Annotated in this window: 11 protein-coding genes and 1 pseudogene; 6 read left to right on the top strand and 6 right to left on the bottom strand. The window is 69.5% G+C overall.

Annotated elements, in window-relative coordinates; genetic code table 11:
- The 4 genes from ACN28I_RS05130 to ACN28I_RS05115 form a co-directional block, all read right to left on the bottom strand.
- Window positions 1-2169 carry a diguanylate cyclase gene (locus tag ACN28I_RS05130; protein WP_420941019.1) on the bottom strand — a complete coding sequence of 723 codons (2169 nt, stop codon included), beginning with the start codon at window positions 2167-2169 and terminating at the stop codon, window positions 1-3.
- A gap of 2 nt (window positions 2170-2171) precedes the next feature.
- Window positions 2172-2447, bottom strand: coding sequence for an FtsB family cell division protein (locus tag ACN28I_RS05125; protein ID WP_420941018.1), 276 nt, complete (start codon window positions 2445-2447; stop codon window positions 2172-2174).
- A 2023-nt stretch (window positions 2448-4470) separates the two neighbouring features.
- On the bottom strand, window positions 4471-4983 hold the full coding sequence (locus ACN28I_RS05120) for a redoxin family protein (RefSeq protein ID WP_420941017.1): 513 nt from the start codon (window positions 4981-4983) through the stop codon (window positions 4471-4473).
- Window positions 4980-5399: a Fur family transcriptional regulator gene (locus ACN28I_RS05115; protein WP_420948568.1), complete on the bottom strand. Its 420-nt coding sequence runs from the start codon at window positions 5397-5399 to the stop codon at window positions 4980-4982. Before ACN28I_RS05115 ends, ACN28I_RS05120 begins: the two co-directional genes overlap by 4 nt.
- Window positions 5400-5650: 251 nt before the next feature.
- Between ACN28I_RS05115 and ACN28I_RS05110 the strand changes: the two genes are divergently transcribed.
- The 4 genes from ACN28I_RS05110 (at window position 5651) to ACN28I_RS05095 (ending at window position 8889) form a co-directional block, all read left to right on the top strand.
- Window positions 5651-6871: a hypothetical protein gene (locus tag ACN28I_RS05110; protein ID WP_420941016.1), complete on the top strand. Its 1221-nt coding sequence runs from the start codon at window positions 5651-5653 to the stop codon at window positions 6869-6871.
- A gap of 22 nt (window positions 6872-6893) precedes the next feature.
- Window positions 6894-7244, top strand: coding sequence for an FmdB family zinc ribbon protein (locus ACN28I_RS05105; RefSeq protein ID WP_420941015.1), 351 nt, complete (start codon window positions 6894-6896; stop codon window positions 7242-7244).
- 285 nt (window positions 7245-7529) lie between these two features.
- On the top strand, window positions 7530-8138 hold the full coding sequence (locus tag ACN28I_RS05100) for a hypothetical protein (protein WP_420941014.1): 609 nt from the start codon (window positions 7530-7532) through the stop codon (window positions 8136-8138).
- A gap of 13 nt (window positions 8139-8151) precedes the next feature.
- Window positions 8152-8889, top strand: coding sequence for a hypothetical protein (locus tag ACN28I_RS05095; RefSeq protein WP_420941013.1), 738 nt, complete (start codon window positions 8152-8154; stop codon window positions 8887-8889).
- Window positions 8890-8930: 41 nt separating this feature from the next.
- Here the strand turns inward: ACN28I_RS05095 and ACN28I_RS05090 are convergent, their stop codons facing one another.
- A complete protein-coding gene (locus ACN28I_RS05090; RefSeq protein ID WP_420941012.1) occupies window positions 8931-9680 on the bottom strand; it encodes a PHP-associated domain-containing protein in 750 nt (249 codons plus the stop codon).
- Window positions 9681-9747: 67 nt separating this feature from the next.
- Window positions 9748-10023 (bottom strand): hypothetical protein, encoded by a 276-nt coding sequence (locus tag ACN28I_RS05085; protein WP_043410121.1) that lies wholly within the window; start codon window positions 10021-10023, stop codon window positions 9748-9750.
- Window positions 10024-10237: 214 nt separating this feature from the next.
- On the opposite strand from ACN28I_RS05085, the gene ACN28I_RS05080 reads away from it, so the two are divergent.
- Complete coding sequence (locus ACN28I_RS05080; protein ID WP_047857644.1) at window positions 10238-10429, top strand: hypothetical protein; 192 nt, start codon at window positions 10238-10240, stop codon at window positions 10427-10429.
- A 944-nt stretch (window positions 10430-11373) separates the two neighbouring features.
- A pseudogene (locus ACN28I_RS05075) lies at window positions 11374-13375 on the top strand (alpha-1,4-glucan--maltose-1-phosphate maltosyltransferase).
- Window positions 13376-13385 lie beyond the last annotated feature (10 nt).

Below are 13385 nucleotides of genomic sequence, written 5' to 3'. Positions count from 1 at the left end.
TCAGCCCTCGACGGCCTGGAGCTTCCGGCCTCCCTGCGCCTCGGCCACCGTCACCGACTGGTTCCGGCCGTGCCGCTTCGCGTAGTACAGGCACTGGTCCGCCTGCTCCACCAGCACCAGCTTGTCCGTCCCGTGGTCCGGCGCCGTCGCGATGCCCAGCGACAGCGTCACCTTCAGCGGGCCCATCTCCGTCTGGAACACCTCGGCCTTGATGGCCTCGCGGATGCGCTCGGCGATGATCTTCGCGCCCTTGGCGTCCGTCTCCGGCATCAGGATGGCGAACTCCTCGCCGCCGTAGCGCGCCACGATGTCCGTGTCCCGCGCCTGCTCGCGGAGGATGCGCGCCACGCCCTTGAGCACCTGGTCTCCCGTCAGGTGGCCGTAGGTGTCGTTCACGCTCTTGAAGTGGTCCACGTCGGTGAGCATCAGCGAGCACTTGCGCCCGTAGCGCCGCGAGTGCGCCAGCATCTCGTCCGCCTTCGCCTGGAAGGTGCGGTTGTTGTACAGGCCCGTCATGCCGTCCGTCGTGGCCATGCGCTCCATCGCCTCGTAGAGCTGGGCGCGCAACACCGCCTGCGCCGCCTGGATGGCGATGACTTCCAGCATCCGCAGCACGTCGTGATCCAACGCGGCCTTGCGGCGCGAGCCCGCCACCAGCGTCCCGAGAATCCGGTCGCCCGCCGTGAGCGGGAAGATCTTCAGCGCGGCGAGGCCCCGCAGCTGCGTCTCCTCGTCGAAGATGACCTGCCGGTCCATGGCCTTGATGTCGCGCCCGGGCAGCGGCGCGCCGTAGCGCACCACGTTGGCCACCAGCCCGTTGTTGTCCGGGAAGGTGCGGCCCTCGAGCGCCTTGCTCCCCTGCGCCGTGACGCCCAGCATCCGCGCCACCTTGTGGGCCCGCTTGCCCTCCTGCTCGCTCACGATGGTGACGGCGCAGAAGTCCAGCCCCGCGAGCTGCCGCGCGCTCTCCAGCACCGCCAGGAACACCTGATCCGGGCTGCCCGCGCGGTTGAGCTCCTCGATGGCCCGGAAGAACCGGTCCTTCTCGTCGCGCGTCTTGCGGATGTACGACATCACCCGCTCCACCTCGATGGAGCGCAGCACCTCCGCGGCGATCGTCGTCAGCAGCTTCTCGTCATCGTCCGAGAAGGGGTTGTGCGTCACCCGGTCCGCCACCAGCACGCCGCGCACCAGGCCGCTGGCCGCCTCGATGATGGGCACGGCCAGCACCGCTCCCAGCGTGGGCGCGCTCCCGTCGTACCAGGTGATGCCCTTGAGCCCGTGGGCCGAGTGCATCCGCACCGGGGCCCGGCGCTTGAGCACTCCGCCCAGCATGCCCTCGCCCGCGTTGAAGCGCTCGCGCTGCACCCGGTCCGAGGCGCTGCGGCAGTCGTACAGCTTCAGCCCCTTGTCGTCCGACGCCAGCAGGAAGGCCGCGCAGGTGTTCGTGTGCAGGGCCATCTCGGCGATCTCCAACGCGGCACCCACCGCGCCCTCGATCTCCTTCACCGAGGCGAGCAGCCACTTCTCCTCGTCCTTCACGTCGGGCGGGTTGTCGTGCGAGCCGGAGCTGACGAGCCGGAAGGTGCGGGCGCGTTCCTCGACCTCTTTGATCCGCTTCTCCACGGCGGCGTTCTCCGCGCGGCGGGCGGCGGCGATGCGGGCGGAGAGGACCAGGTGGTACAGGCCGGCGAAGAGCGCGAGGAAGAGCCCGTGGGTGAGGAAGGCGGTGACGCTGCGCTCGGGGCCCTGCAGGGTGACGAGCGCGTCGAAAGAGAGCGCCACGCCGAGCAGCGCCAGGCCCGCGTTGCGCGGCAGGAAGGCCACCAGGAAGGCCATGACCAGGTAGATGAGGGGGAAGACCTCGCCCCCGGCGATGGCCACGACGATGAAGGCCGAGGCGATGAGCACCGCGCCCAGCTCCAGGTCATCCCGGAGGTAGATGGGAGCGCCCACGGCGCCGCGGGTGAAACGCCGCCACCCCATCACCGCCAGCCCGGCGAGCAGGAAGAGGACGAGGGAGGCCTCGGTCCAGCCGAGCGTCTGCAGGCCGCGGAAGCCGCCCCGCGCCAGGTGGACGAAGGCGGACAGCACGGCCGCGGCGGGCACGGCCCGGACCAGGAAGTGGAAGAGCTTGGAGACTGGAGGGATGGCCGAAAGCGCGGACACGATTACTCCAGATGGAAGACGAGCTCGCCCGGCTTGACGTAGCCGAGCTCCTCGCGCGCGGCGCGCTCGAGGGCCGCGGGATCATCGCGCAGCGCGTTGATCTCGCGAAGAAGGGTGGCGTTCTGCTCGGACAGGACGCGATTGCGATCCTGAATGGCCTCGACGTCCTGGCGCAGACGCAGGTAACGGCGGAAACCCTTGGCGTCCACCGCTGATACCAGCGTGAGGATCGCGGCCACACACGCCGCCACACCGAGGAGCTTTCGCCGCACCGTCATGAGTGGCCGGAAGGTACCAGCGGCGACTCCCCCGGCAAGAAATCCGCTCCAGGCCTGTAGCGGGTGCCCTCTCCAGCGAATACCCCTCTTTCTCACGGAGGACAGTCGCCCCTCGTGGCCCGCGCTCCGTGGCACGCCTCCTGCCAGCATGGAGCCCCTCGCGAAGGAGCCTGGATGCCCACCCGTTCCCCCACCCCACCGCCCGCTTCTCCACGCCTGGGCCGGTGGCGGCGTCCGCTCCTCTGGGGGCTGGGGGTGTTCCTGGTGCTGGAGGTGCTCCTCAACGGCCTGCTCGCGACCGGGCTGCTGGAGACGCTGATCAACCGCTCCTCCAGGAGTCTGAAGGTGGAGTGGGCCCGGGCCTGGAGCGTGTGGCCCGACTCCATCCAGGTCCGGGCGCTGAAGATTCGGAACGAGGAGGCGGGTGGCGGCCACTGGGAGCTGGCGATGGAGTCGGCCGAGCTGGATCTGTCCCCGCTCGCCCTGCTCCGGTTGAAGGTGCGGGCCGAGCAGGTGAACGTCGAGGGCCTGAGCTTCCGGCTCCATCCTGGCGACCCGGCGGCACGGGGACCGGAAGGCCCGGGGGAACCGCCTCCGTGGGAGCTCCAATTGAAGGGCGTGCGGGTCCACGGGGTGCGCGAGCTGGCGGTGGGTCCCCTCCGGCTCACGGGCGTCACGGACGCCACCGGGGGGCTGGCGCTGGTGCCGGGGCATCGGCTCAGCGTGAGCGAGGCGCGGGTGCGGCTCGGAGAGGGCGAGCTGACCTACGAGAAGAACCTGCTGGCCCACGTCGAGGGAGGGACGGCGGACTTCGGCTTCGACGCGAAGCGCGATGCCCAGGGGAAGCTGGACGTCGCCAGCGCCCTGGGAGGACGGCTCCAGGTGGCCACCACCCTGCCCTCGCTCACCACGTTGCAGCGCTGGGTGCCGCAGCTCGCCGAGGCCTCGCTGGAGGGGGGCGCGGGGCGCTTGGACGTGGATCTCCGGCTGGAGGAGGGCCGGTTCGCCCCGGACAGCCGGCTGGAGGGCTCGGGAAGGCCCATCCTCGTTCCCCTGGGACGGGTGCGCGTGCGAGCGCCCTGGCGGATCCACGGAGAGGTGCGCGCGAAGGAGGACGGTCCGTCACGCGCCGGGCTCCGGCTCGTCCTGGGCCCCGTGAAGGTGGAGGGGAAGAACGGGCAGCTGCTGGAGACCTCGGAGGTGACGGTATCCCTGAAGGCGCCGGCCCCGCGTCTGGGCGAGCCGCCGCGCGACGTCCACGCGGCGCTGCACGTGGCGGCGAGCAATCCATTGGATCTGCGGGTGCTCAACGAGTGGCTGGCCCCGGCCATCCAGGTGGACTCCGGCCATGCGAGCCTGGTGGCCACGAGCCAGGCCGATGCGGCGAAGGGCCGGGGGAAGGCGGCCCTGAAGGCGGCCCTGGAGGTGAGCACGGACGACATCCGGGCCCGTTGGGGCGGCACGCTGCTGGGCGCGCGGCTCGTCCTGGACGTGGACGCACGGAAGCTGGCCCTGCGTCGCGACACGGTGACGTTCGCGGGGAGCCGGCTGCTGCTGCGCAACGCCTCCGTCCAGAAGGGCGACAAGCCCCAGGTGCACGGCTGGGAGGGCACCCTGTCCTTCCCGGAGGCCATCCTCCGGCTTTCCCCGGCCATCCTCGAGGGACGCTTCGCCGGCAGCTTCACCAACGCGGCCCCCTTCATCGCCCTGCTCACCGACAAGACGGGCCTGCCCCCGGTGCTCTCTCCCCTGCTGGAGGCCCGGAACCTGGAGCCTCTCCGGCACGGTGTCGCTGGGAAGCGGCGGTGTGAAGGTGGACAAGCTCCGCCTCCAGGGCGAGGGGCTCGAGCTGCAAGGCAAGGTGGAGCTCACCGGCCCGGCCACCCAGGCCGTGCTGCTGGTGAAGGTGAAGCAGATCCCTCTGGGGGTGGAGGTGACGCCCGAGGGCACCCATCTCCGGCTGCTCCACCCCTCCGCGTGGTACGAGCAGAAGCTGGGGGAGCGGGTGGACTGAGGGCGCCGTTCAGCGCCGCAGGAGTTTTTCCACCGCCCGCGACACGTCCGAGTGGCCCGCCATGCCCTGCCACGCGCCGGCCACCCGGCCCTCCTTGTCCAGCAGGAAGGTGCAGGGCAGCGCGGGGATGAGCCCGAAGGCGCTGCGCCCCTTCTGCATGGGCTCGTCGGACACCAGCACCGGGAAGTTGAGCGCGTACTGCTCGGCGAAGGGCTCCAGCACCTTGGCCCCGTCCAGATCCAACCCCACCAGCACCACCTGGAAGCCCTGGGGGCCATGCTCCTTCTGGAGGGCCTCCAGCGTGGGCAGCTCCGCCAGGCAGGGGAAGCACCAGGTGGCGAAGAAGGACACCAGCACCACGCGCCCGGGCAGCCGGTTCCAGTCCAGGGGCGTGGGCCCCACCGAGGGCAGCGCCAACGCCCGCAGGTAGGGCGAGGGCCCCGGCCCCGTCTCGGGCACCGTGCGGCACCCGGCCAGCGCCAGCACCAGGGCACAGCCCACCGCCAGGGCCGCGCGCCTCATGCCTCTCTCTTGGCCACACCGCTCCGCTGACAGTTCCGGCACAGCCCGTACAGCTCCATCTTGTGCGACGTCACCGTGAAGCCGTGCTTGCGCGCCACCGCATCCTGCATCTCCTCGATGCGGTCGTCCTCGAACTCGACGATGGTGCCGCAGTGGGTGCAGATGAGGTGATCATGGTGGTGGCGGCCGGCGGCGGCCTCGTAGCGCGTCTGCCCGTCGCCGAAGTTGCGCGCGTGGGCCAGGCCGCACTCGTTGAGCAGCTTCATGGTCCGGTACACCGTGGCCACCGACACCCGGGTGTCCTGCTGGCGCACCTTGTTCCACAGCTCCTCGACGGACAGGTGGCCGCCCACCGAGAAGAAGGTGTCGATGATGAGGCTGCGCTGGCGCGTGCTCTTCAGCCCGTGCTGCGCCATGTACCGCTGGAGCACCTCGTCCATGTCCTGATTCACGGCCCGCCTGCCTCCCGAGCCATCCGGATGGCCCCTCGTCCCATCGATTGTCCACCGGCCGAACGTACGGGGCTCATGGGCCCCCCTGGGGTGTGACACCGACTTGCATCGTCTTCTGGCTGTTTAGATTGGGGCCCGTCGGATTCATTGACACCCGTCTGCCAGCGAAGATAGAGCCACCCGGCCTCGTAAACGAGCATTTTTCCGCACCTTTCATGAACAGTCACTGGCAGAGACAGCGGCAACCCGATGACGTGCCCACCCCGGTGGCAGTAGCGGTCTCCGACTACTGCAGGCGAGCGAAGGCGCCCGCCACCCCCACCGAGGTCCGCGAAGCGCTCGCCCTGCTGTCCGAGGCCGACGACTTCCGGGTGCGTACCTTGACCGACACCGAGCCCGCGGCCACACCGCTCGGGCCTTTCGCCGTGGTGGATGTGCTCAAGGGCACGGCCCCCACGCTCGCCGCGACGCGGCAGGGGTGCGGTTTCTACGACGTGGTGCAGGAGTTGGCCCGGGTGCATGAGGAGAAGCGGCCGCCCGCCCCTCCTCCCTCCCCCGACGTCCCCTCCTTCGCCACGCCCGCCCCACGAGCGGGCGTCCCGGCCCCCGTGCCCGCGAAGCCGGAGCAGGCGCCCAGGTCCCGGGGCGAGACGCTCCAGGCCCGGATCGCCCCCCGCAAGCGCACCGCCTCCGAGGCGGCCCCGCCCGAGTTCGACGAGGGCGAGGAGGCGTCGAGCTTCCTCAAGAAGGACCTGCCCAAGCCGCGCGGGCGCTTCACCCGCCTGGAGGCTCCCAAGACGAGCTACCAGGAGCTGACGCGCGCCTCGGGCAAGGAGATTCTGGAGGCGGCGCTGGGCTCGAACGACAACCGCTTCGCCCTGCTCAACTCCCTGGCCGCGCAGTACAACGGCAGCCGGGGGGAGCTGACGCTGATGGAGCTGGAAGGAGTGCTGAGGGCTCACGGGTTGATGGAGGCCATGGAGAACCGCGAGCGTACGGCCATCCTCAGCGCCTTCACCGAGCACCGCGGTGCCTCCGGCCGCGTCGGCTGGGCGCTGGGCCTCAGTCCGTCCGAGCTGCGTCAGCTCGAGGCCAAGGCCGGCCTGTCCCGGGAGGTCGAGGAGGTGCGGGAGCGCTTCCGCCGCGAGGCCCTCACCGCGCGCAACCTCACCCAGCGGTTGGATCTGCTGGGGCGGGAGAAGTACCTGGTGGACCTGGGGATCAAGAAGCGTTTCACGGACATGCTCCGCCGGGAGCTCGAAGTGCTGGTGCGCGACGAGCTGTCGGAGGCCAAGACGCTCTCCGAGCTCGCGGACGTGGTGGCCCGCAAGCACGGCGCCCCGTCCGAGCTCGTGCTCCGTGCGCTCGAGCGCCTGGGAGTGGCCGAGGGCCTGCGCAAGCGGGGCTCGGACAACTCCCCTCATTCCACGCCTTAGTTCTTAGTGAAGAGGCCAAGCCATGCCCATCTACGAGTACGCCTGTAAGACCTGTGAGAAGACGATCGATGTCCTGCAGAAGGTGAGCGACCCGACGCCCGAGACCTGCTCCGCGTGTGGAGCCCAGGGTTCGCTGAGCAAGGTCGTCAGCCGCTCCAGCTTCGTCCTCAAGGGCGGTGGCTGGTATTCGGACCTCTACAGCTCCACCAAGAAGGACGGGAGCAGCTCCAGCGCCAGCAGCCCGTCCTCCGCCAGCACCAGCACCGCGCCGAGCTTCCAGCGGCTCGTCGGACTCGGGGTCGAGCACCTCCAGCGCCAGCAGCACCCCGAGCGCCCCGGCGGCGGCCGCCGGCAGCAAGAGCTGAGCGGCTGAAAAGTCGCGTGGGTGGCGGACCGGAGGGAGAGTGGCCCCGTGCCATTTCCTCCCTCCAAGCGTCCCCCCCGCCGTTGCGTGCTCTGTGGCCATCCGGAGCTGACCGACGCACGTGGCCTGGGCCGTTTCCTGCTCGTGCCGGATCCCGATGGCCGTGGACCCATCTGTCCGCAGCTGAAGGGCTGTGGGGAGCAGCGGCGCGCTGGCGACAACGCGTCGCTGACGCCGAGCCCTCGCTGAGCTAAGGAAGGCGCCCTCCCGCGTATCCACGCCGAGGTGCGTCCGATGCTCGTTTCCCTGCTGCTCGCGTCGTTTCTGGCCACGTCCCCCGCTCCGTCGGTCTTCGCCGATCCGACGGTGTCCTTCGCCCACGCCATGGAGGACCGCCACGCGCGGCTCCTGGACGGGGCGCAACCGGCGGCCCGCTTCCAGCACGCCGAGACTTCCCCCCTGGCCGCCATGGGCTCCTGGGACGCCCTGCGTTTCGGCCGCTTCGACGAGCCCCTGCGCCAGGAGGGCGGAGGCCGGGGTGGAGGCGCCGTGAGTGGTGAGGTGCGGCAGATCCTCGCGCTGGTGCTGGGGCTGTTCATCGGCTTCGGCACGGGCCACCTGCTGGCGAGGGATACGGACGGCTTCCTGCTGTTCCTCCTGGTGGACGTGGCGATCATCGTGGTCAGCAGCGTGCTGCGGTGGGCGGTGGGCGGCTGGTTCTGGGGCCTGGGAGGCGCCGCGCTGCTCGTCTCGCACGTCATCCAGGGCATCGACGCCCTGGGCAAGGCGGGCGGGCCGAGGCTCGTGGAGGCCACGCGCCAGCGGGCGGTGCAGGTGGCGGACGTCTCGGGCGGCCGCGACACGCCGCACATCACCACCCGGGCCTTCGCCTTCAACTTCTGACGGAGACAGCACCATGAAACGACTGCTCGCCCTGCTCGTCCTCGTTCCGGCGGTGCTCGCCACCGGCTGCGCCAGCCAGACCCCGCTCAGCGCGGAGGATCGCACGAAGCTCCAGCATGATCTGACCACCGGCCCGGCCGCGGTGCGCTTCCTCCAGGCCTCCAGCTACGTCACCCCGTTCTTCGGGGACGCGTCGAAGCGGCTGCTGACGCCCTACCCTCCCGAGGAGGTGCGGCTGCTCAACGACACCAAGGGCAACCCCATCAACCCCGGCGCGGTGCAGGCGATGGCGCCGGCGGGCACGAAGGTGCGCGTGCTGAAGGTGGAGTTCCCCACCGCCTGGGTGATGGCCGAGCGGGTGCTGTACTCCCCGCGCACGCAGCCCTGGGTGTACCTGGACGTGGAGGGGGTGCCGCCGGGGCCGCCGGTCATCCTGGTGCTCCCGCCGCAGCTCAAGACGAACGAGGACGTGCGGGCCGAGCTGGATCGGCACCTGGCGGAGCATGATCCGGCGCCGAAGATGGCGAAGTTCCAGGCGCGCTTCCAGGAGGCCATCCGGCAGAAGAAGGTCCTCGAGTACATGCCGGAGGCGGCGGTGCAGATGTCCTGGGGCCCGCCGGAGCGCATCCGCCGCACGCTGGACGGGACGCAGGTGCACCAGGAGTGGATCTACCCGGGGGAGAAGCGCCGGGTGTTCATCACCGACGGTCTGGTCACCCGGGTGGACGAGGGCACGCCCGCCGCGAAGTGAGCGGTGCCCCCTCTCCCCCTGGGAGAGGGCTGGGGTGAGGGTCAGCCGCGCCGACGGCGCCCACCCCCGCCACCACCACCCCCGCCTCCGCCGCGGCGCTTGCCACCGCTGCGGGAGGCCTGGGCCTCGCCCGGGCGGGTGAGGCGGGGCAGCTCGCCGGCCATGACGGGGTAGTAGTCCCCGGCCAGCAGAGCGGCCACGAGCTGCTCCTGCGTCTGCACGGGCTTCTTGAAGAAGGTGGCGCCATAGCCCACCTCGTCGAGAGAGCCCCGGGCGTCACTGCCACCGGTGCACGGCAGCTTGAGCGTCTCGGCGGCTTCCACGGCGAGGTCGTTGGACGTCTGCTTCACGCGGGCGTTGTACCCCTCCACGGCGCAGATCAGCCCGCCGAGCGAGCGCACGTAGTCCATGGGAGGGTTGGGCGAGTCCCGGTCATACGGCCGGGCGGCCACGATGGCGGCACCCAGCGAGCGCACCTTGGGAAGACACTCGGCGGCGCTCCAGGGCTTCTCGCGGTTGCTGCCCCACATCTGCACCGGCTCGGGGGCGCGCTCGGGCTTCGGGAAGAAGCACAGGTACTGGCCCCGGTCGGTGATGAGCTCGAGGCCGACGAAGACCTTCACCTTGGACCTGGCGCCGAGCTCGAAGAGCTCGTCACAGCCGTCCTGGGTGTTGGTCTCGGTGAAGGCCACGCCGTCCAGACCGAACAGCGCGGCACGATCCAGGACCGCGCGCGGATCCAGGTCGCAACCCTTCGACAGGTAGGAATGCGCGTGCAGATCGATGAGCATGGGCGCCGGTGCCTAGCAGGCTCCCGTGGGACCTGTCGAGTCTCGGCGTACCCCGCTCCGCCGGAAATCAGGCGAAGGCGTAGCCCTGGAGACCGGTCGGCTTGGACTGGCCGTTCTTCTCCTCGTGGGTGCGGATGAGGTAGCCCATCAGCATGAGCGAGGAGGTGTTCTCCAGCACCCGGGAGGGGTCCTTGGAGATGAGGTTGGCGCTGTAGTTGAGAAAGAACTGGGCGAGGTCCTCGCCTGCTTCCTTGACGATCAACGCATTGAGCGCGGCGGGATCCATGGTCCGGATCTCATTGATGAAGTCCACCGCCAGGTCCTTCTTCGTCTTGACGTCCACGGCCATCCCCCTTCGCCCAACCCCTTGCCGAGGGCCCGTCCCCCGGGCTTCCAGATCCAGCGACCCAGGGAATCTAGGCACGTCCCCCCGGGCGGGAAGCCCCGGGGCGGACGCGAGGCCTACAGGTAAGCTTTTTTGACACCTGCGAATAGCGCGCGATAACCTTCCTCACACTCAGTACCAGTACAAAACACAGCGCAAGGAGTGGAAGGCGATGTTCACGGGCGTGAAGGTGTTCTCCGCGACGAAGGCGAAGGAGCGTGAGGAGCTGGGTGAGAACGTCACCCGCTGGATCAGGAGCAACTCGGATCTGGAGATCGTGGACCGGGTGGTGGCCCAGTCGAGCGACAACGAGTTCCACTGCTACACGCTGGTGCTGTTCTACAAGCACAAGTCGCAGCCGTAGCGATCGCAGCAGCCCTCCCCGGGCCCTTCAGGGCCTCGAGTGGAACCCAGGAACCCTGAGCGCGCAGCTCGCCAGGGACGTCCTTGCCATCCCCTCATCGCGCACCGTGGCTGGCTCTCGGGAGCCGGTGGCGACCCCTCTGCGGGTATGCCCCTCCCCTGCCATGCCGCCCGGGCGATTCCTGAGCACTATCAATCGCGATGAGCAACCAGGACTGGCGCCCTCGACTCACCACCATTGATGACCCCATCGCGGAGGATCACTGGTCCTACGCGACGAAAGACGGAGAGACCAAGGTCTCCAGGATCGTCGTTGGCCGACCGCGGCCACTTCCCGGTGAGGCAGATAGGGCTTGGTACTGCCCGCTCTCTATCGAGGGCTACCTGCCCGGCATCAAGTGCGTCATGGGAGTGGGCCCCGTTGATGCGCTCATGAATGCCATGACGCTCGTGCGGAGGTTCTTCGAGGAGCACTCCGATGTCACGCCCAGGGTAGGAACACCGCCCAGGCAGGATTCCTAGTGCCGGATGGGCGGGCCGAACTCGGCGCGGCAGAACACCTGGCACGCAGCCTTCCCCGCGTAGATCGCTGACCAGCACAAAGCCTTTCTCTTTCAGCATCGCTCTCCACGGCATGGGCGTTCACCCGTCCTCTGTGAGTGCTGAAGAAGCCAGAGGCTGAACCGGACCCCGCCAGCCCGTCAAACCGCTCGGCGTGCAGCCAGGCGTCCGCCCGTGCTCCACCGCCCTGCCCCGTCTGCCCGCTCGCCCGGCATGAGCGCCGGACAGGGGAGCGGCCCATGACAGCCGGTGTGCACCGTGCGGAGCCATTCCTAACGTTGACGGGCCAACGAGCCGGACGCTTGGAGCGTCCTGAATCAACGCGTGGTGAAAAATAGCGCCGGGGCAGAGCGGCGCGGGGACCTATAGAGGCCACCTGCATTTATGAGCGAAAGAATCGGAAGCACGGTCATCGAGAACGTCCGCCCGCAACTGGACGCCGGCCGGTGGCCCGTGAAGCGCGTCGAGGGTGAGTCCCTCACGGTCAAGGCCGACATCTTCAAGGAGGGTCACGACGTCCTGGTGGCCGTGGTGCGCTGGAGGCAATCCGCGCCCAAGGAACAGGTGACCGAGTGGGCCGAGGTGCCCATGGTCTCCAAGGGCAACGACCTGTGGGAGGCGGACTTCCCACTCGCCCGCAACGGCCGCTACGAGTTCACCGTCGAGGCCTGGCCGGACCTCTTCGCCACCTGGGTCTCCGAGATCAAACGCAAGGTGGACGTGGGCCGCGACGTGCGCAGCGAGCTCCTCGAGGGCGCCGCCATGCTCCGCGCCCACGCCGAGCGCGCCCAGAAGGCCGGCAGCCCCGAGGAGGCCCGGCGCCTCACCGAGGCCGCGGCCCTCTTCGACAAGGGCATGAGCCCCAACGCCATCGCCGCGGCCATGGACCCGGGGCTCACCCTCACGGCTTCCAGGTACGTGGACCGCTCCCTCGCCACCCGGTACGACCGCGTGCTCGAGGTCTTCGTGGACCGCGAGCGGGCCCAGTTCAGCTCCTGGTACGAGTTCTTCCCGCGCTCGACGCCCCGCGACGGCCGCACGCACGGCACCTTCAAGGACGCGGAGAAGTGGCTCCCCTACGTCCAGTCCCTGGGCTTCGACGTCATCTACCTGCCGCCCATCCATCCCATCGGCCGCACGGCGCGCAAGGGCAAGAACAACAGCCTCACCGCGGGCCCCGAGGACGTGGGCAGCCCCTGGGCCATCGGCGCCGCCGAGGGCGGTCACAAGGCGGTGCACCCGCAGCTCGGCACGCTCGAGGACTTCCGGCGCTTCGTCCAGGCGGCCAACGCCCTGGGCATCGAGATCGCCCTGGACATCGCCTACCAGTGCTCGCCGGACCACCCCTACGTGAAGGAGCACCCGGAGTGGTTCCTCCACCGGCCCGACGGCACCATCAAGACGGCCGAGAATCCGCCCAAGCGCTACGAGGACATCGTCAACTTCGACTGGATGGGCCCCGGGCGCGCCACGCTCTGGCCCGAGCTGCAAGTCGGTGATCATGCACTGGGTGGAGCAGGGCGTGCGCATCTTCCGCGTGGACAACCCGCACACCAAGCCCCTGCCCTTCTGGGCCTGGCTCATCCGCGAGGTGCACTCCGTCCGGCCCGACGTCGTCTTCCTCTCCGAGGCCTTCACCCGTCCCAAGGTGATGAAGGCCCTGGCCAAGCTGGGCTTCCAGCAGTCGTACACCTACTTCACCTGGCGCAACTTCAAGCAGGAGATGGAGGAGTACCTCACGGAGATCACCTCGCCGCCCGTGGCCGACTTCATGCGCGGCAACCTCTGGCCCAACACGCCGGACATCCTCCCCGAGTTCCTCCAGCGCAGCGGCCCCGGAGGCTTCCGCCTGCGCGCCGCCATGGCCGCCACGCTCTCCAGCACCTGGGGCATGTACTGCGGCTACGAGCTGTGTGAGGGCACTCCCGTCAAGCCGGGCAAGGAGGAGTACCTCGACTCGGAGAAGTACGAGCTCAAGGCGTGGGACCTGGACCGGCCCGGCAACATCCGCGACTACATCTCCCGGCTCAACGCCATCCGCCGCGAGCACCGCGCCTTCCAGCTCTACTCCAACCTGCGCTTCCACCTCTCGGACAACGAGCAGGTGATGTTCTACCTGAAGCGCACCCCGGACGGCTCCAGCCAGGTGCTCGTGGCGGTGAGCTTCGATCCGTACCACCCGCAGGAGTCCGTGCTGCATGTCCCGCTGGAAGAGCTTGGCATCCAACCGGACGAGACGTATCAGGTCCACGAGCTGATGACGGATGAGCGGAGCCTGTGGCAGGGGCCCACCGCCCACGTGCGTCTCACGCCCGAGCAGCCCGCCGCCATCTGGGCCGTGTACCGCTTCCGCCGCAGCGAACAGGCGTTCGACTACTACGAATGAGACCCCACCT

Origin of the sequence: Archangium gephyra (assembly GCF_049060025.1) — a bacterium.
Taxonomy (GTDB): Bacteria; Myxococcota; Myxococcia; order Myxococcales; family Myxococcaceae; genus Archangium; species Archangium gephyra_A.
This window is presented reverse-complemented; position numbering and strand designations above follow the sequence as displayed.